The organism is Salipiger thiooxidans, from assembly GCF_900102075.1.
Classification (GTDB): Bacteria; Pseudomonadota; Alphaproteobacteria; order Rhodobacterales; family Rhodobacteraceae; genus Salipiger; species Salipiger thiooxidans.
In genome coordinates, this window is sequence record NZ_FNAV01000009.1 from 1 (window position 1) to 17,667 (window position 17,667).

The 17,667-nt window shown below is 68.1% G+C and carries 16 protein-coding genes; 11 read left to right on the plus strand and 5 right to left on the minus strand.

The genetic code is table 11. The features are described from left to right. The 5 genes from BLQ77_RS14255 to BLQ77_RS14275 all read left to right on the plus strand — a co-directional run. On the plus strand, positions 1-327 hold a 327-nt coding region (locus BLQ77_RS14255), incomplete at its 5' end, for an IS30 family transposase (RefSeq protein ID WP_110476894.1). Positions 328-548: 221 nt separating this feature from the next. Further along, positions 549-1,442 carry a PfkB family carbohydrate kinase gene (locus BLQ77_RS14260; RefSeq protein ID WP_089960338.1) on the plus strand — a complete coding sequence of 298 codons (894 nt, stop codon included), beginning with the start codon at positions 549-551 and terminating at the stop codon, positions 1,440-1,442. Continuing rightward, entirely contained in the window at positions 1,439-2,356 is a 918-nt protein-coding gene (locus BLQ77_RS14265) for a pseudouridine-5'-phosphate glycosidase (protein ID WP_089960341.1), read from the plus strand. The genes BLQ77_RS14260 and BLQ77_RS14265 overlap by 4 nt, the downstream gene beginning before the upstream one ends. A gap of 82 nt (positions 2,357-2,438) precedes the next feature. After that, complete coding sequence (locus BLQ77_RS14270) at positions 2,439-3,134, plus strand: DUF502 domain-containing protein (RefSeq protein ID WP_008885182.1); 696 nt, start codon at positions 2,439-2,441, stop codon at positions 3,132-3,134. A 149-nt stretch (positions 3,135-3,283) separates the two neighbouring features. Further along, positions 3,284-4,324, plus strand: a complete 1,041-nt coding sequence (locus BLQ77_RS14275; RefSeq protein WP_089960343.1) for an extracellular catalytic domain type 1 short-chain-length polyhydroxyalkanoate depolymerase — start codon at positions 3,284-3,286, stop codon at positions 4,322-4,324. 13 nt (positions 4,325-4,337) lie between these two features. Here BLQ77_RS14275 and BLQ77_RS14280 read toward each other — a convergent pair whose 3' ends face one another. Together BLQ77_RS14280 and BLQ77_RS14285 are read right to left on the minus strand one after the other, a co-directional pair. Continuing rightward, positions 4,338-5,372: a patatin-like phospholipase family protein gene (locus BLQ77_RS14280; RefSeq protein ID WP_089960346.1), complete on the minus strand. Its 1,035-nt coding sequence runs from the start codon at positions 5,370-5,372 to the stop codon at positions 4,338-4,340. Between the two features lie 103 nt (positions 5,373-5,475). After that, positions 5,476-6,249, minus strand: a complete 774-nt coding sequence (locus BLQ77_RS14285) for a 3-hydroxybutyrate dehydrogenase (RefSeq protein WP_089960347.1) — start codon at positions 6,247-6,249, stop codon at positions 5,476-5,478. Between the two features lie 386 nt (positions 6,250-6,635). Between BLQ77_RS14285 and BLQ77_RS14290 the strand changes: the two genes are divergently transcribed. From BLQ77_RS14290 to BLQ77_RS14310, 5 genes are all read left to right on the plus strand, one after another. Continuing rightward, positions 6,636-8,453 (plus strand): extracellular solute-binding protein, encoded by a 1,818-nt coding sequence (locus BLQ77_RS14290; protein ID WP_089960349.1) that lies wholly within the window; start codon positions 6,636-6,638, stop codon positions 8,451-8,453. A 99-nt stretch (positions 8,454-8,552) separates the two neighbouring features. Then, positions 8,553-8,666 carry an entericidin EcnA/B family protein gene (locus BLQ77_RS14295; RefSeq protein WP_008885260.1) on the plus strand — a complete coding sequence of 38 codons (114 nt, stop codon included), beginning with the start codon at positions 8,553-8,555 and terminating at the stop codon, positions 8,664-8,666. Between the two features lie 91 nt (positions 8,667-8,757). Continuing rightward, positions 8,758-9,459, plus strand: coding sequence for a response regulator transcription factor (locus BLQ77_RS14300; RefSeq protein ID WP_008885258.1), 702 nt, complete (start codon positions 8,758-8,760; stop codon positions 9,457-9,459). Positions 9,460-9,529: 70 nt separating this feature from the next. Next, complete coding sequence (locus tag BLQ77_RS14305) at positions 9,530-10,705, plus strand: FIST N-terminal domain-containing protein (protein ID WP_242661729.1); 1,176 nt, start codon at positions 9,530-9,532, stop codon at positions 10,703-10,705. Then, positions 10,696-12,912 (plus strand): hybrid sensor histidine kinase/response regulator, encoded by a 2,217-nt coding sequence (locus tag BLQ77_RS14310; RefSeq protein ID WP_089960354.1) that lies wholly within the window; start codon positions 10,696-10,698, stop codon positions 12,910-12,912. The genes BLQ77_RS14305 and BLQ77_RS14310 overlap by 10 nt, the downstream gene beginning before the upstream one ends. Positions 12,913-13,029: 117 nt before the next feature. Here BLQ77_RS14310 and BLQ77_RS14315 read toward each other — a convergent pair whose 3' ends face one another. After that, positions 13,030-14,571, minus strand: coding sequence for a helicase HerA-like domain-containing protein (locus BLQ77_RS14315; protein ID WP_089960356.1), 1,542 nt, complete (start codon positions 14,569-14,571; stop codon positions 13,030-13,032). A 403-nt stretch (positions 14,572-14,974) separates the two neighbouring features. Here BLQ77_RS14315 and BLQ77_RS14320 point away from each other — a divergent pair, with 403 nt between their 5' ends. Further along, positions 14,975-15,628: an invasion associated locus B family protein gene (locus BLQ77_RS14320; protein ID WP_089960358.1), complete on the plus strand. Its 654-nt coding sequence runs from the start codon at positions 14,975-14,977 to the stop codon at positions 15,626-15,628. Positions 15,629-15,720: 92 nt separating this feature from the next. On the opposite strand, the gene lpxB is transcribed toward BLQ77_RS14320, so the two are convergent. Both lpxB and BLQ77_RS14330 read right to left on the minus strand, forming a co-directional pair. Continuing rightward, entirely contained in the window at positions 15,721-16,878 is a 1,158-nt protein-coding gene (gene lpxB, locus BLQ77_RS14325; RefSeq protein WP_089960360.1) for a lipid-A-disaccharide synthase, read from the minus strand. Continuing rightward, positions 16,878-17,663, minus strand: coding sequence for an LpxI family protein (locus BLQ77_RS14330; protein WP_089960363.1), 786 nt, complete (start codon positions 17,661-17,663; stop codon positions 16,878-16,880). Before BLQ77_RS14330 ends, lpxB begins: the two co-directional genes overlap by 1 nt. Positions 17,664-17,667: the final 4 nt, after the last annotated feature.

Below are 17,667 nucleotides of genomic sequence, written 5' to 3' on the forward strand. Positions count from 1 at the left end.
ACCTTCGACCGCGGCACGGAATTCGTGTCATGGCCGCACCTGCAGGCCCAGCTCGGAACCCAAACGTGGTTCTGCGACCCCTCCTCGCCTTGGCAGAAAGGCACAGTCGAGAACACCAACCGCCGGCTCCGCCGCTGGCTTCCAAGGCAGCGTGACGTCGCTGCCATGACAGAGCCCGAGCTGAAGCAACTCTGCGACCAGCTCAACAACACGCCCCGCAAATGCCTCGGCTGGAGGACCCCGGCCGAGGTCTTCCGAGAAAAGATGATGGAGGAAATCGGCCGACGCCCCTACCCTCGCAGGTCATGGGAGTCGCGCTTCAAGTAGCGCACACACTTAGGGATCTGCGCACCACACCCCCTTCAGACGCCGAGAATGCCTCCCATATACGGTTCCCAGGCTGACAATTCTTCCCAGAATGGCACTATAATCCAATGGCTTGGGCTTCGTTCCTCAGGTCCCGCTCACACGGTCCATCGCAGAAGATCCGCCGGCAGCATGCGTTCTGCCTCTTGCCCGGAACGCGCGGCTCGGTCACAACTCCCCGCATGGAAGAGACACCGGACATCCTCTGCATCGGCTCCGTACTCTGGGACGTCATCGGCCGATCTGCGAGCCACATGCGTCAGGGGTCGGATGTTCCCGGGCACATCACCCGGCTGCCCGGCGGCGTCGCGCTGAACATCGCGATGACCTTCGCCCGCTTCGGGCTACGCCCCGGGCTGCTCAGTGCCGTCGGCCGCGACCGCGAAGGCAACGAACTCACCGAGGCCTGCGCCCAGCTCGGGTGCGAGACCGGCTATCTCTACCGCTCCGATGACCTGCCGACCGACCGCTACATGGCGGTCGAAGGCGCCAACGGGCTCATTGCCGCGATTGCCGACGCGCATACGCTGGAACGCGCCGGCGCGCGCATCCTGCAGCCGCTGCTCGACGGCACCCTTGGCAGCGTCGAGGCGCCCTACAACGGCCCCATGGCGCTCGACGGCAACCTGACCGAAACGCTGCTCGACGAGATTGCGCGCGACCCGGCCTTCGCCGCCGCGGACCTGCGCATCGCGCCCGCGAGTCCCGGCAAGGCCGAGCGGCTGATGCCGTTCCTGCGCGCCCGTCGCGGCGTGCTCTACGTCAATCTCGAGGAAGCCGGGCTGCTCTGCCGGACCAGCTTCGACAGCGCCCCGCAGGCCGCCGCCCGGCTGGTCGAGCGCGGCGCCGCCCGGGCCGTCGTGACCAACGGCGGCGATGCCGCCTGCGATGCGACGCCCGAGGGCATCGTCGCAGAATGTCCGCCCGAGGTGCTGGTGACCCGTGTCACCGGCGCCGGCGACACCTTCATGGCCGCGCATATCGTGGCCGAACTTGGCGGCGCAGGCCGGGCCGAGGCGCTCGACCGCGCGCTTGCCGCCGCCGCCACATACGTATCCGGAGACATCCCGTCATGAGCCTTCTGTCCCTGTCCGCCCCCGTTGCCGAAGCTCTTGCGCAGGGCGCGCCGGTGGTGGCGCTGGAATCCACCATCATCACCCACGGCATGCCGTGGCCGCGCAATCTCGAGATGGCGCGCAAGGTCGAGGACACGATCCGCGCCGAGGGCGCGGTTCCCGCCACCGTCGCGGTGATCGAAGGCAAGCTCTGCGTCGGGCTCGACGATGCCCAGCTCGAGTCGCTGGCGCAGGCGCGCGGCGTCGCCAAGCTCAGCCGCGCCGATCTCGCGGTCTGCATGGCCCAGGGCGGCACCGGCGCCACCACTGTGGCCGCGACCATGATCGCCGCGGCCCGCGCCGGCATCACCTGTTTCGCCACCGGCGGCATCGGCGGCGTGCATCGCGGCGCCGAACAGAACTTCGACATCTCCGCCGACCTTCAGGAACTGGCGCAGACGCCGGTGACAGTTGTCTGCGCCGGCGCCAAGGCCATCCTCGACCTGCCGAAGACGCTCGAGGTGCTCGAGACGCTGGGCGTGCCGGTCATCGCCTATGGCCAGGACCAGCTTCCGGCCTTCTGGTCGCGCGAGGCCGGGCTGCGCGCGCCGCTGCGCATGGACAACCCGCTCGAGATCGCCCGCGCTGCTGCCATGCGCGCGGCTCTCGGCCTGCCGGGTGGGCAGCTCGTGGCGAACCCGATCCCCGCCGAGGCCGAGATCCCGCGCGAGGTGCTGGCCCCGGTGATCGCCCGCGCCACCGCCGACGCCGAGTCCCACGGCATCCGCGGCAAGAGCCTCACGCCGTACCTCCTGCAGCGCATCTTCGAGCTGACCGAGGGCCGTTCGCTCGAGGCGAACATCGCGCTGGTGCTGCACAACGCAAAGTTGGGTGCGCGCATTGCGATGGAAATGAGCGCCCTGCCCCGGAATTGAGCGAACGGTGCCGGGGCGCCATTGTAGAGCCTCCGGCGAACGCTTACGTTCACGTCAAGCAATTGCGCGCTCCGGGACCCAGATGAACACCCCCTTCGACGAAAAACCCCGCAGGCCCGGCCTGTTCGCCTCGCTCCGTGCGAGCTTCCTGACCGGGCTCGTGGTCATCGCACCGATCGGGCTGACCATCTGGCTGATCTGGACGATGTTCGGCTGGGTCGACGGCTTCGTGCTGCCGCTGATCCCGTCGCGCTTCAACCCCGAGGAATACGTGGGCATCAACCTGCGCGGCCTCGGGGTGATCTTCTTCCTCGTCTTCACCATCCTCGTGGGCTGGATCGCCAAGGGCCTCATCGGCCGCTCGCTGATCCGCTTCGCCGAGACCCTCGTCGACCGGACGCCGGTGGTGCGTTCTATCTACTCGGGCATCAAGCAGATCGCCGAGACTGTCTTCGCCCAGTCCGAGCGCAGCTTCGAGCGCGCCTGCCTCGTGCAGTATCCACGCAAGGGAATCTGGGCGATCGGCTTCATCTCGACCAAGGCCAGGGGCGAGATTGCCACGCGGGCCGAAACCATGGGCGACCTCGTGTCGGTCTTCGTGCCGACGACTCCGAACCCGACCTCGGGCTTCCTGCTGTACTTTCCCGAGGAGGACGTCGTCGAGCTCGACATGTCCATCGAGGACGCGGCCAAGCTGGTGATCTCGGCGGGGCTCGTCTATCCGCCCGAGAAGCCCGGCGGCAAGCCGCAGGTCGAGCCGGTGCGCAAGGCGTCCTGACCGCGCGGGCGCCGAACGCTTCCGAACTGATCATTTCCCCGGAAACCGGGTTGCTGGCAGCGCGTCCCCGGATGATGCGCCTTTGTCTTGTGCGCAACTCATGCGAGCATTTATCCCGCTCAAGTCATCCATTTCAGACGGAGAGACCCATGCTTCAGCGCATCCGTCACGGGGTTTGCATCCTTCCCCTCTTGCTCGCCACAGCACTTCCGGGACCCCTGCCCGCCGGCTCTTCGGCGCCGCTCGGCGATTTCGGCGACAACCCCGGTGCGCTCGACGCGGTGCTCTACACGCCCGATGGCGCCGCGCCGGGCCTGCCGCTCCTCGTTGCGTTGCACGGTTGCAGCATGAGCGCCGAGGCCTTCGACGCCGAGACCGGCCTCACCGCGCTTGCCGATACGCTGCCGGCGCTGCTGCTGCTGCCGCAGCAGCGCGAGGACAACCAGATGCACCTCTGCTTCCGCTGGTACGACGAAGAGGACAACCTGCCCGGTCGCGGCGAAAGCGCCTCGATCATGCAGATGATCGACCATGTCATCGCGACCGACGGCGCCGATCCGGCGCAGGTCTACGTTCTGGGTCTCTCGGCGGGCGGCGGCATGACGGCGGCGATGATCGCCGGCCACCCCGACCGCTTCGCCGGCGGCGGTATCGTCGCGGGGCCGCCCTATGGCTGCAACCGCCCGCGCTCCGACTTGGACGGGTTCTGGCACTGGTGGCGCTGGATGCGGGTGATCCCCGCGCTCGACGGCGGCGACGCGGCGCTCGCCTGCGGCATCAAGGTCACCACGCCCGCCACTGACCGCGCGCCCGAGGACTGGGCCCGCTACGTCCGCGAGGCGGCGGGTGACGGCGACCACGACTGGCCGCTGATCTCGATCTGGCAAGGGGCCGCGGACGGCACGGTCGACCCGGGCAACCTGACCGAGCTCACCGAGCAATGGACCGCGGTGCAGGGCATCGACGCCACGCCCGCCAGCACCGAGACCATCGACGGCGCCATCCGCAAGCTCTACCTCGGCGCCGACGGTACGCCCCGGATCGAGACCTGGGAGCTGCCGGGCTTCGACCACGCCATGCCCATCGACGCGGACGGAGATCCCGCCCCCTGCGGCGAGGCGCGCGATTTCATCACCGATGCCGGGATCTGCGCGGTGCGCGCCATGGCGCGGTTCTGGGGCCTGCTCTGAGCCGCTGGCCCTGTCAGGCGAACATCGCCCGCAGGTCCGCGGTCTGGCGCACACCCACGTCTGCGCCGTGCTCGGTCAGGAACAGGTCCGCCGCGGCGCGCCCCGCGGCCTTGAGCTGCGCCAGCACCGTCGGCAGCGGCACCAGCTTGGTCGCGGCAGAGAGCTCGTTCATCAGGTCGTCGTCGGCGATCATGTGCACCCGCAGCTTCTTCATCGCGCCGGGCCGGATCGAGCCCGCCTCGATGAGCCGCTGGACGAACTCGATGGCGCGTAGCTCGCGCAGGAGTGCTGCGTTGAAGCTGATCTCGTCGATGCGGTTCTGGATCTCCGGCGGGGTCATCGGCACCGCCTCACGGATCAGCGGGTTGATGTTGACGATCAGCAGATCATCGGGAAGCGACGGTCGGAACAGCGGGAAAAGCGCCGGGTTGCCCGAGTAGCCGCCATCCCAGAAGGCCTCGGTCTCGCCGGTCTCCGGGTCGGTCAGTTGCACCGCCTGGAACAGCGTCGGCAGGCAGGCCGAGGCGAGGATCGCCTCCGGACAGAGCCGCTCGCCCTCGAAGACCCGCACCTTGCCATCGCGCACCGAGGTGGCCGAGACAAAGAACTCGGGGCCCTCGCCGCAGCAGATCCGGCCGAAATCCAGCCGCTCGACGATGCGCTCCAGCGGGTTTCGGTAGAGCGGGCCCCAGGCGTAGGGCGAGAACATCCGCCCCACCGCCTCGCCCGCCGCATAGGCCGCCGAGTACTGCACCGCCTGGCTCACCAGTCCCGGCGCCGGCAGGAAGGCGTTCATCCAGTCCGGCACCGCGATGTCGCGCAGCCCAGAGACCTCGTGCCAGAGCCAGTCCAGCGTCTCGCGCGCACCCTCGCGGCCGTTGCTCGCAAGCCCGGCCTTCAGCGCCGCGCCGTTCAGGGCCCCCGCCGAGGTGCCCGAGATCGCGGCGATCTCGATGTCCTCTTCCTCGAGCAGCCGGTCGAGCACGCCCCAGGTGAAGGCGCCATGCGCGCCCCCGCCCTGCAGCGCCAGGTTGATGCGTCGCGTCATCCGTGGGTGCCTCCCTCGGGGCTTCCAATGGCTGAAAATATCCCGGGGTGAATTGCCCGAAGGGCAAGAGGGGCAGCGCCCCTCCGACCCGGCTCCCGGTCGCTCAGAGCGCCGTCCAGCCGCCGTCGACCGAGATCGTGGTGCCGGTGATCTGCTCTGCGGCGTCCGAGCACAGGAACACCGCCGTGCCGCCGATCTGCTCGACGGTGGCGAAGGCCTTCGAGGGCTGGCGCTCCAGAAGCACCTTCTCGATCACCTCCTCCTCGGACATGTTGTACTTCTTCGCGGTGTCGGGGATCTGCGCCTCGACCAGCGGGGTCTTCACGTAGCCCGGGCAGATGGCGTTGCAGGTGATCGGCTCCTTTGCGGTCTCCAGTGCCACCACCTTGGTCATGCCGACGACGCCGTGCTTGGCCGCGACATAGGCGGACTTGTAGGGCGACGCCGTCAGGCCGTGCGCCGAGGCCACGTTGACGATCCGGCCCCAGCCTGCCGTCCGCATCTTCGGCAGCGCCGCCGCAGTGCAGTGGAAGGCCGAGTTCATGTTGATCGCGATGATCGCATCCCACTTGTCGAGCGGGAACTCGTCGATCGGCGACACGAACTGGATGCCGGCGTTGTTCACGAGGATGTCGCAGCTGCCCGCCGTCTCGATCAGCGCCCGGCACTCGTCCCCCTTCGACATGTCGGCCTTGATGTAACGCGCATCCACCCCGAACTCGCGCCCGAGCTCCTCGGCGAGCTTGTGGTCCTCATCGGTGTCCGTGAAGGAATTGAGCACGACCGATGCTCCGGCCCGCGCCAGTTCCCGCGCGATCCCGAGCCCGATACCGGAATTCGAACCGGTGATGACGGCCGTCTTGCCTTTCAGTGACATGATTGGATCTCCTCGTTGATTTGCCGGCAGCATATCATTCTGCACCTGCAAGATAAGGGGCTATCTGGTGTGCGGGATTGCCGCGGCAAGGTTCACGGTTTCGGGATTGGCCAAGCGCTCACGAGCCCGTTAGAAGCCCCGCGAGACCCCGGTTCCTTCCGGCGCTAACACGGTACTCCAACACCGCTCCGAACCAAAAAAAACGCCGGCACGAGGCCGGCGTTCAGTCATTGAGGCAGGTTTCATACAGGCAAGAAACCTATCGAGCAGTGATATTGTTATACGCGCTTTACCGCCGGAGTCCAAGCTAAAAGTTTGAAAAGACGTAAAAGCCCCGGTAGGGTCCGGGGCCAAGAAAACAAGGGCAGAACGGGATTGTTTCGGAAATGATGGGTGATATTTTCTGCCGCCGCGCGGTCGCCGCGGTTCTGGTCGCGGCGAGTCTCGGACTGCCGGGAATCGCGGAGGCAGAACCGCAGCACGGCATAGCGATGTACGGCGAACCCGCCCTGCCCCCGGATTTCGATCACCTGCCCTACGCCAATCCCGACGCCCCCACCGGCGGGCGTCTGGTGATGGGCGAAACCGGCAGTTTCGACAGCCTCAACCCGCATATCCTCAAGGGGACGGTGCCGTGGCAGCTCCGCTTCCTCGCCTACGAAAGCCTCATGGGACGCAGCTGGGACGAACCCTTCACGCTCTACGGCCTGCTGGCCGAAAGCGTCGAGACCGGCCCGAATCGTGAGTGGGTCGAGTTCACCCTCCGCCCCGAGGCGCACTTCTCGGACGGTAGCCCCGTCACCATCGAGGACGTGATGTGGAGTTATGAAACCCTCGGAACCGAGGGCCATCCCCGCTACCGAGGCACCTGGAGCCAGATCGAAAGCATGGAGCAGACCGGCCCGCGCTCGGTCCGCTTCACCTTCAATACCGACGACCGCGAGCTGGCGCTCATCATCGGCATGCGCCCGATCATGAAGAAGGCGCAGTGGGACGGCCGCGACTTCGCCTCGAGCGGGCTTGACGTGGTGCCGGTGTCCTCGGCGCCTTACGTGATCGAGAGCTACGAGGCGGGCCGCTACGTGACCCTCAGGCGCGATCCGGACTACTGGGGCCGCGACCTGCCCTTCATGAAGGGCCAGGCCAACCTCGACGAGATCCGCATGGAGTTCTTCGGCGACGGCACCGTGCAATTCGAGGCGTTCAAGGCCGGAGAGCTTAACGCGATCCGCGAGAACAACGCCGAGAAGTGGCTGACGCAATACGATTTTCCCGCCGTTCAGCGCGGCGACGTGGTGAAGTCCGAGATCGGCCACGGACGGCCCACCGGCATGACCGGCTTCGTGATGAACACCCGCCACAGCGCCTTCGCCGACTGGCGCGTGCGCGACGCGATGATGCACGCCTTCAACTTCGAGTACATCAACGAGACCATGACCGGCTCGCGCCAGCCGCGCATCACCTCGTATTTCTCCAATTCCGAGCTCGGCATGAGCCACGGCCCCGCCGAGGGCCGCGTGCGCGAGATGCTCGAGCCCTTCGCCGACGACCTCCTGCCCGGCGCGCTCGACGGCTACACGGTGCCCGAGGGCGACGGCACCGCGCGCAACCGCAGCAACATCCGCGCCGCCATGGACCGCATGGAAGAGGCCGGCTGGACGGTGCAGGACGGCGTGATGAAGAACGCCGCCGGTCAACCCTTCAGCTTCGAGATCGTACTGGCACAGGGCTCGGGCGAGGAGCAGTCGATCATCGACATCTTCGTGCAGGCGCTCACCCGCATGGGCATCTCGCCGCGGGTGACGGTGATCGACGCCGCGCAATACAACGAGCGCATCAACGCCTTCGACTTCGACATGACCTTCTTCCGGCGCGGCATCTCGCTGTCTCCCGGCAACGAGCAGCGGCTCTACTGGGGCTCCGAGGCCGCCGACAACATCGGCTCGCGCAACCTCATGGGCATGAAGTCCGAGGCCGCGGACGCGATGATCGACACCCTGTTGAACGCCACCAGCCAGGAGGATTTCATCGCCGCGAGCCGCGCGCTCGACCGGATCCTGACCACCGGGCGCTACGTGATCCCGATCTACCAGTGGAACGTCTCGCGGATCGCCCACGTCAAGGAACTGAAGTACCCCGATCACCTGCCCGTCTACGGCGACTGGACCGACTGGATGCCAAACGCATGGTGGTGGCAGGATTGACGATACGCGCTAATATGGCGTGACATGGCCGGGCAACACGGTCAGGGGAACACCCCACAGGCACCAAGACCAACAAAGACAAATGAAGCGAGCAGACAGATGAAACAGGCAATCCTTCTGGCCTTCGTGGCCCTTGTCGCGGCCTGCGGCACCATCGACGGCGTCGGTCAGGACATCTCCTCGGCCTCGAGGACCGTCGAGAGCTGGTTCTGATCCCGGTCTTAGACCTTTTGGCACGTTTTACGCAGGCCCTCGGACGCGCTATCCTGTGGAACGGGAGCGAGGACACGGAAGAGCCGCCAAGATGAGAGAACGAGCCGAAATCCTGTCGGAACGCGGGCAGTCGCGGGCGCTGGTGGTCGACGACCACCCGCTGTTCTGCGACGCGCTCACGCTGACGCTGCAATCCATCGCGGATTTCGAAGAGATCCGCACGGCGGGGACGCTTGAGAAGGCGCTCGACATCGTGGCGCAGGGCGAGCCGCCCGACCTCGTGATCCTCGACCTCAACCTGCCCGACGTGAACGGGCTGGACGGGCTGGTGCGGCTGCGCAATGCCGCCCCCCGAGCCGCCATCATCATCGCCTCGTCCATGGCCGACAACCGGATGATCAGCCAGGCGCTCAAGGCCGGGGCCGACGGTTTCGTGCCCAAGCACTCGCAGCGCTCGGTGTTCCGCCGCGCCTTCGAGGCCATGGCCCGGGGCGAGGCCTTCACCCCCGACGGCTACATCGACCCGCAGGGCCCCGGCGAGGACGGCCCCGGCGATGCGCTCGAACGGCTGGCGACGCTCACCGGCCAGCAGGCCCGGATCCTGTCGCTGATCTGCGAGGGCAAGCTCAACAAACAGATCGCCTATGACCTCTCCATCGCCGAGACCACGGTCAAGGCGCATGTCACTGCAATCATGCGGAAACTCGGCGTTCACAGCCGCACGCAGGCGGTGCTGATCGCGCAGGAAGCGCATTTCAGCCGGGTCTTGCCAAACGAAGGTGCCGCGCCGTAATCTGTCCGCCACATCGCTTGGGAGGGTCGATGTCTTGGACTGCGCCATGCCGCGCTCCTCGGGGGAGGACATGACGGACACCCGTGCCTCGGACGCCAACGGCGCCCTGAGCCTTGCTCAGGTGCCCTGCGACGCGCGCGACGCTGTCGCCGCGATCTCGGCGCAGCTCGGTCCCGGACCGTTCGAGCTGGTGTGTTTCTTCGTCTCGCCTCAGGCGGATTTCGCAGCGCTCAACCGGGCCTTCAGCGGCGCCTTCGGCAAGGCCGACGTCTTTGCCTGCACCACCGCCGGCGAGATCGGCCGCAGCGGCTACGAGGAAGGCCAGATCATCGCCATCGGCTTCCCCTCGGCGCTGTTCACCGTGGACGCGCTGGCGATCGACAATCTCGACACGCTCGACGACCGCCGGGTGATCGACCAGCTCATCCAGCGCCGCATGAGCCTCAATGTGGAAGCTCCTGATAAGGGTTCGGAATTCGCCTTCCTGATGGTCGATGGGCTGTCGATGCAGGAAGAGAATCTCGCCTCTATCCTGGCCTCGGCCATGGGGCCGATGCCGCTTTTCGGAGGCTCGACCGGCGACGGAACCGACTTCGGCGCCACGTGGCTGTCGTGGAATGGCCGGGTCCGGCGCAACGCTGCGCTGCTGGCGCTGGTGCGCAGCCGCTGCCCGGTCAAGGTGTTCAGCATCGACCACCTGCGCCCGACCGAAACCCGCATGGTCGTCACCCGCGCCGATCCCGACAGCCGCATGGTGATGGAGATCAACGGCTCGCCCGCCGCCGCCGAATACGCCCGGCTGCTGGGCAAGGATCCGCACCAGCTCGACACCTTCACCTTCGCCGCCCACCCGGTGGTGGTGCGGCTTGGCGACAGCCACCACGTGCGCTCGATCCAGCGCGTCGACGAGCACGGCAACCTCATGTTCTTCTCTGCCATCAACGAGGGCATGGTGCTCACCCTTGCCGAGCCCGAGGACATGGCTGCGCATCTCGACCGCGCGCTCGGCACGCTTTCGGAGGGGCGCCGGCCGCAGCAGATCCTCGGTTGCGATTGCGTGCTGCGCCGGATCGAGGCCGGGCAATTCCAGCAGACCCGCGCGATCTCGGACATCCTGTCCAAGCACAATGTCATCGGCTTCAACACCTATGGCGAACAGATCGGCGCGCTGCACGTCAACCAGACCCTGACCGGCGTGGCGTTCTACGCCCCGGATGGACCTGAGGATGATCCTGCATGTCATTGATAAACCCTGCAGATCCCATCGAGGTTCAGAACGAAAAGCTGCTGCGCATCGCGGAATCTCTGATGCGCCACGTCGAGCACAACAGCGCCCAGTCCGGCGAGGCATACGCCCAGTTCGAACGCGCCGCCCTGCTCGAGAAGCGGGTGCGCGAGCGAACGCTCGAGCTTGAGCGCACGCTGAACCTGCTGCACGAGTCCAACGCCCAGCTTGCGCGGGCCAATGACGAGACCGAGGCCGCCCGCCGCAACCTCGCCGACGCCATCGAGACGGTCTCCGAGGGCTTTGCTCTGTTCGACGGCAACGATCTTCTGGTGATGTGCAACTCGCGCTTCTGCCGCGATTTCCGTGACACCGTGCGCGACCTGCGCCCCGGGCTGGCCTTCGAGGACTACGTCGACCGGGTGAGCCGCTCGCGCTACCTGTCGCTGCCCGAAGGCACCAGCGCCGAGGCCTGGGCCCGCGACCGGATGCGCAAGCACAACGACCGCCGCGTGCTCTTCAACGTGCGCCACGGGCAGGACCGATGGCTGCAGGTCTCCGAGCATCGCACCGCCAACAGCGGCACGGTGATCCTGCAGACCGACGTCACCGACATCATCCGGCTCGAGCGGCAGGAACGGTTGAAGCTCAAGGACAAGCAGACGCGGATGATCCGCGCCACGCTCGACCATCTCGACCAGGGCGTCTGCATCTTCGACGAGACCGCCCGGCTGGTGGCGTGGAACGAGAAGATCGGCACGCTGCTGAACCTCCCCGTTCGGCGTCTGCATCTGGGCGCCTCCTTCGAGGGGCTGAATGGGCTGCTGGAGCCTGAATTCCATTTCGCCAGCGATGGTGCCCGCGAGGGCTTTCGCCATTGGGCGGAACAATCCGGGCGGCGTGGGCCGATCAGCTTCGAGCTGACCCGCGACGTGGGCACGGTGCTGCAGGTCTTCGGGCGCGGCATGCCCGACGGCGGCTTCCTGTTCTCCTGCACCGACGTCACCGCCGAGCGCGAGGCGGCGCGGCGGCTGACCGAGGTCAACGAGATGCTCGAGCAGCGGGTGATGGAACGCACGCTCGAACTCGAGGACGCGCTGTCGGCGGCGGAACGGGCCAATGCCTCGAAGTCACGCTTCGTTGCCGCGGCGAGCCACGACCTGCTGCAGCCGCTGTCCGCCGCCAAGCTCTTCATCTCCTCGCTCGCGGACCGGATGGGCAACGACGGCGACCGGGCGGTGCTGGGCAAGGCGGAGTCGGCGCTGACCTCGGCCGAGCAACTGATCGACGCGCTGCTCGACATCTCGAAGCTCGAGTCCGATGCGCTGAAGTTCGACATCCGGCCCGTCGCGCTGCGCGAGATCATCGGGCCCCTCCGCGACGAGATGGAGGTGCTCGCGGCGCGCAAGGGCCTGAAGCTCCGGATGATCGACAGCGGGCTCACGGTCGAGAGCGACCCGTCCTACCTGCGCCGGGTGGTGCAGAACCTCGTCGCCAACGCCATCCGCTACACCGACGCAGGCCGCGTCGTCGTGGGGATCCGGCGCCGTGGCGGCGCTGCCCGGATCGAGGTCTGGGACACCGGCCCCGGCATCGCCGAGGAGGACCAGTCCACCATCTTCGAGGAGTTCAAGCGGCTCGACACCCGCGCCTCGAGCAACGACGGGCTGGGGCTCGGGCTTGCCATCGTCGAGCGAGCCTGCGCCCGGCTCGGGCACCCGCTGGGGCTCTGGTCCGAGCCCGGGCGCGGCTCGTGCTTCATGGTGAGCCTGCCGGTGGTCGGCGGTGCCGTGCCGTCGCGGCCCACGGTCGCCGGACCTGCGCGACCGAGCGGGCTGGCGCAGGCGGGGCTGATCGTGCTGCTGGTCGAGAACGACCCGCAGCTGCGCCGCGCCATCACCGTGCTCATGGAGAGCTGGGGCGTCAACGTGATCGAGGCCGAGGACGCGGCCAGCGCGCTCGACCTGCTGCAGGATCTCGAGATCACCCCGGACGCGCTGTTGCTCGACTACCAGCTGGGCGCGGGCATGACCGGCACACAGCTCTTCGGCGAGATCACCACGCGGCTCGGCCGCCTGCCCTGCGCCATCGTTTCGGCCGACCGCTCGGAGGCGCTGCGCGAGGCCTGCGCGGCGTTGCAGATCGAGCTCCTGGCCAAGCCCGTGGACCGGCATCGGCTGGGGCGGTTCTTCGACGCGGTGGTGCGGGGGACGCTGGCGGCGGAGTGAGCGGGCTTGGACGCGGACCCCGGGGGGCGGGCCTGGTGGCCGGTGTTGCCGGGGGCGCTGCCCCCGTCCGCTGACGCGGACTCCCCCGGAGTTTGTCGGGCAAGATGAAGGGGCGGCTCAGCGCGCCTTGAAGAGGCTGCCGAGGATGCCCCGGACAAGGCGCTTTCCGGTGGTGCCGGAGAGCTCCTTCAGCACCGCCTGCCCCAGCGCCTCGCCCACGGATTGCGGCGCACCGTAGCGGGTCCGGCGACTGCGGGGTGTTTCGCGACGCGGGCTCGGTTCGTAGCGGCGGGCGTGGCTGTGTTCGCGGTCCGGCTCCGCAGGCGTCCGCTCGGCGGTTTCCGCGGCTTCGGCAGCGGCGGTGGCGCGCGCCTTCAGCATCTCGTAGGCGGAGTGGCGGTCGATGGCGGTGTCGTATTTGCCGGCGAGCGGCGAGGCGGCGAGGGCGTCCTTGCGCTCGGCCGCGGTGATGGGACCAAGCTGCGACGAGGGTGGCCGGATCAGCGTGCGCTGGACGATGCCCGGCACGCCCTTCTTCTGCAGCATCGAGGTCACCGCCTCGCCGGTGCCGACCTCGCGGATCGCAGTCTCGGTGTCGAAGGCGGGGTTCGGGCGGTAGGTCTCGGCCGCCTGCCGGAGCGCCTTCCTGTCGCGCGCGGTGAAGGCGCGCAGCGCGTGCTGCACCCGGTTGCCGAGCTGGCCGAGGATGTCCCCGGGGATGTCGTCGGGATCCTGCGTGACGAAATAGACCCCTACGCCCTTGGAGCGGATCAGCCGCGCCACCTGCTCGACCTTGTCGACCAGTGCCTTGGGGGCGTCGTCGAAGAGCAGGTGGGCCTCGTCGAAGAAGAACACCAGCTTGGGCTTTTCGGGGTCGCCGACCTCTGGCAGGTCCTCGAAGAGCTCGGAGAGCAGCCAGAGCAGGAAGGTCGCGTAGAGCCGGGGTGCGCCCATGAGCCGATCGGCAGCGAGGATGTTGACCTGCCCGCGCCCGTCGGTGCCGGTGCGCATCAGGTCGGCAAGCTCGAGCGCGGGCTCGCCGAAGAGCTGCGTGCCGCCCTGGTTCTCGAGCACCAGCAGGCGGCGCTGGATCGCACCCACCGAGGCGGTGGAGATATTGCCGTAGCGCAGCGACAGCTCCTCGCGGTTCTCGCCCACCCAGACCAGCAGCGCCTGCAGGTCCTTGAGGTCGAGAAGCGGCAGTCCCTGCTCGTCGGAGAGCCGGAAGGCGATGTTGAGCACACCTTCCTGCGCCTCGGTGAGTTCGAGCAGGCGACCGAGCAGCAGCGGGCCCATCTCGGCCACGGTGGTGCGCACCGGGTGCCCCTGCGCGCCGAAGAGATCCCAGAACACCGCCGGAAAGGCCTGGTAGGTGAAATCGTCGAAGCCGATCCGGGCGTTGCGCTCCATGAAGGGCGCGTGCAGCTTCGCGGTCTCGGAACCCGGCCGCGCCAGCCCCGCGAGATCGCCCTTCACATCCGACAGGAAGACCGGCACGCCCGCGGCCGAGAAGCCCTCGGCCAGGATCTGCAGCGTCACCGTCTTGCCGGTGCCGGTGGCCCCGGCCACCAGCCCGTGGCGGTTCGCGTAATTCAGCGCCAGGTATTGCTTTTCCGCGTAACCCTCGCCGGCTCCGCCCAAAAAAACGCCGTTGTCCATGGATCCTCTCCGGCCACCCACCGCAGCAAGAATACATTCTTAACCATTTGATGCCAGTGTCGTTTTTGCTCGGGGCATCATGTCCTCTCCTGCTTCGGGCAGACTTCCTCCCTGTCAGACTGGCCGCGCCCTCACGGGTGCGGCCTTTTTCGGCATCGTGATCGCGAGGTTGTGAGAAACCCTGTTGACCGTTGCAAAAGAGTTTCGTAGCGTTCGCCCAATGACAAAGTCGGCCGGTCCGGCAGGGAGCAAGGGGGAAGGGGCCGTTTGGTCCCTTTTCTCTTTTGTTCGAGCGGGGTTGCAGCTTTCCGCCGCCCTATCCCCCGCGTCCTTTTACGGCCTGACACCGCTCTGCGGACATGCTAACCGGGCCGGGAAGCGACACCAGAGTTTAGGAGTTTCCATGACCAGATCGCGAAATGTCCTGTGGGCACTGCCGCTGCTGGCAAGCCTTGCCGCCGCCCCCGTGCTGGCGCAGGACACTGCAGAGCAGCCCGCCGCAGAGACCGAGGCCCCCGCAGCAGGCGCCGGCCCCGTCGGCGGTGACCTCACCCTCGGCGAGACCGATGGCGGCGTGCCGGGCGCAAACGGCCAGCAGCCCGAGACCTACATCGCCGCGACCCACGGCGACTGGCAGCTCCAGTGCCTGCGCGTGCCCGAGGGCACCGACGCCGAGGATCCCTGCCAGATGTATCAGTTGCTCAAGGACCAGAACGGCGGCAACGTCGCCGAGGTGAGCATGTTCCGCCTGTCGAACGGCGGTCAGGTCGCGGCCGGCGGCACCTTCATCGTGCCGCTCGAGACCCTGCTGACCCAGAAGGTGACGATCTCGGTCGATGGCGGTCAGGCCAAGCGCTACGATTTCTCGTTCTGCACGCAGGTCGGTTGCTACGCCCGTGTCGGCTTTACCGCCGATGACGTCGCGCGCTTCAAGGGGGGCAAGTCGGCGAAGGTGACCATCGTTCCGGCGCTGGCGCCCGATCAGGAGGTCGAACTCGACATGTCGCTGTCCGGCTTCACCGCCGCCTACGACGCGAGCTCGGCCCTGCGCCAGTAATCGCGGTCACGCGTTCGATACCAAAGACGTGAAACCGCCGCGGGGAGCGATCCTCGCGGCGGTTTTGCGTTTCAGCCTTTTCGGTGCCGTTTTCAGTCCTGTCCCAGCCCTTCGAGCACCGCCTGTGCGGCGCGGTCGCCGGGGTGCGGTCCGTCGCGCCCCAGACGCTCCATGGTCAGCGCCATGGCCTCGGACTGTGCCTCGGGTGCATCGATCACCTGCAGCAGCGCCTCGGCGATCGGTTCGGGGCGACAGTCCTTGCCGATGAACTCGGGGATGGTGCGGGTCTCGGAGACCAGGTTCACGAGATTGACCGTATCGACCAGCAGCAGCCGCCCGATGATCTGCCGCGACAGCCAGCCCATGTCGTAGCCGATGACCATGGGCGTCGCGGCGGCGGCGAGCTCGAGCGCTACGGTGCCCGACGCGGCCAGCGCCACGTCGGCAGCCCCGAAGGCGGCGCGCTTCTCGGCGGCGGCCTCCTCGCCCAGACTGCGCGGATCGAGCACCAGCGGGTTGCCCGGCCAGTCGGCGCAGAGCTCTTCCACCAGCGGCGCAACCGGGGTCGCGGCGGGGATCACCAGCTGAAGCTCGGGGCGCGCGGCATGCACACGCTCCGCCACCTCGCGGAACACCGGGCCCAGCCGGCTGATCTCCGAGCGGCGCGAGCCCGGCAGCACCAGCGCCATGGGCGCGTCGCCGATTCTGTGTCGGGCGCGGAAGGCGGCCTGCTCGCCGGGCGACGCCTGCGGCTCGGTCACCACCGGGTGGCCGACGAAATCGCAGCGCATCCCGGCGGCTTCCATGTAGGGCGGCTCGAAGGGCAGCAGCGCCAGCACCTGGTCGACGTGGGCGGCCATCTTGGCGGCGCGGCCCGGGCGCCAGGCCCAGACCGTGGGCGCCACGTAATGCACCACGCGGATGTCGGAGGCCGCCTTGACCTGCTTGGCCACGCGCAGCGAGAACTCGGGCAGGTCGACCGTCACCAGCGCATCGGGACGGGCAGCGACCACCGCCTCGGAGGTCTCGCGGATGCGCGCCTTCAGCGCCCCGTACTGGCGCAGGATCTCGGTGATGCCCATGACCGAGATCTCGTCCATGGGAAACAGGCTCTCGAGCCCCTCGGCGATCATGCGTTCGCCGCCAATGCCGGTGAAGCGGACGTCGGGCACGCGCCGACGCAGGCCCTGCATCAGCGCCGCCCCCAGCTTGTCGCCCGAAGGCTCGCCCGCGGTGATGAAGATGTGCATCACGGGCGCTCCCGGACCCAGAGGAAGAGCCCGGCCTCGTCGAGCAGCGACAGCACCTCGCCGCGGTCCAGAACCATGACGCCGCCCGCCGAGACGACGATGCCCGCGAGCCCGGCGCGAATGGCGCCGCGGGCGGTGCGGGGCCCGATCACCGGCAGGTCGACGCGGGTGTCCTGCCCGGGCTTCTCGGCCTTGTAGAGGACCCCGCCCTCGGCGCCGGTGAGGGCGTCGATCATGGCGTCGGTGCCGGTGGCGTCGTCCTCGCGGGCGAGAAGCTCGGTGTCGCGGATGACGCAGGCCTGTCCGAAGTCGCGGGCGCCCTGCTCTGCGCTGACGCGATCCCCCAGCAGCGCGGCGGCTCGGGCGGCCTCGTCTGGCTGGGCGCGGGTGGGCACGCCCTCGGGCGGCAGCAGGCTCGGTGCGGCCTCGTGGGCGCCGACGATCTCGAACCCCTGCTCCTCGAGCAGCGAGATCACGATGCGCAGCGCACCGTCATCGCCACGCTTGAGCGCACGGCGCATAGCGGGCAGCATCAACGCGGTGCGCCAGTCGAGCCGCGACAGCCGGAGCTCGGGGCGCTGGACGCGGCCGCACATGCAGATCCGCCGCACACCCTTGCGCCGCAGCCAGTGCAGGAAGCCGCCAAGACGCTCGACACGGAAGCTGCGGTCCACCGTCAGCCCCTCGGGCGCGTGCGGCTCAAGGGCGCAGATCAGCGGTCGCTCGGTCGAGGCCTCTGCCACCGCGCGGGGCAAGGCCCCCTGCCCTGCGATCAGTGCCAGCACGGTC

Coding starts and splice junctions, on each gene's coding strand:
- BLQ77_RS14260 (WP_089960338.1), top strand. CDS start 549: ATGGAAGAGACACCGGACATCCTCTGCATCGGCTCCGTACTCTGGGAC.
- BLQ77_RS14265 (WP_089960341.1), top strand. CDS start 1,439: ATGAGCCTTCTGTCCCTGTCCGCCCCCGTTGCCGAAGCTCTTGCGCAG.
- BLQ77_RS14270 (WP_008885182.1), top strand. CDS start 2,439: ATGAACACCCCCTTCGACGAAAAACCCCGCAGGCCCGGCCTGTTCGCC.
- BLQ77_RS14275 (WP_089960343.1), top strand. CDS start 3,284: ATGCTTCAGCGCATCCGTCACGGGGTTTGCATCCTTCCCCTCTTGCTC.
- BLQ77_RS14280 (WP_089960346.1), bottom strand. CDS start 5,372: ATGACGCGACGCATCAACCTGGCGCTGCAGGGCGGGGGCGCGCATGGC.
- BLQ77_RS14285 (WP_089960347.1), bottom strand. CDS start 6,249: ATGTCACTGAAAGGCAAGACGGCCGTCATCACCGGTTCGAATTCCGGT.
- BLQ77_RS14290 (WP_089960349.1), top strand. CDS start 6,636: ATGATGGGTGATATTTTCTGCCGCCGCGCGGTCGCCGCGGTTCTGGTC.
- BLQ77_RS14295 (WP_008885260.1), top strand. CDS start 8,553: ATGAAACAGGCAATCCTTCTGGCCTTCGTGGCCCTTGTCGCGGCCTGC.
- BLQ77_RS14300 (WP_008885258.1), top strand. CDS start 8,758: ATGAGAGAACGAGCCGAAATCCTGTCGGAACGCGGGCAGTCGCGGGCG.
- BLQ77_RS14305 (WP_242661729.1), top strand. CDS start 9,530: ATGACGGACACCCGTGCCTCGGACGCCAACGGCGCCCTGAGCCTTGCT.
- BLQ77_RS14310 (WP_089960354.1), top strand. CDS start 10,696: ATGTCATTGATAAACCCTGCAGATCCCATCGAGGTTCAGAACGAAAAG.
- BLQ77_RS14315 (WP_089960356.1), bottom strand. CDS start 14,571: ATGGACAACGGCGTTTTTTTGGGCGGAGCCGGCGAGGGTTACGCGGAA.
- BLQ77_RS14320 (WP_089960358.1), top strand. CDS start 14,975: ATGACCAGATCGCGAAATGTCCTGTGGGCACTGCCGCTGCTGGCAAGC.
- lpxB (WP_089960360.1), bottom strand. CDS start 16,878: ATGCACATCTTCATCACCGCGGGCGAGCCTTCGGGCGACAAGCTGGGG.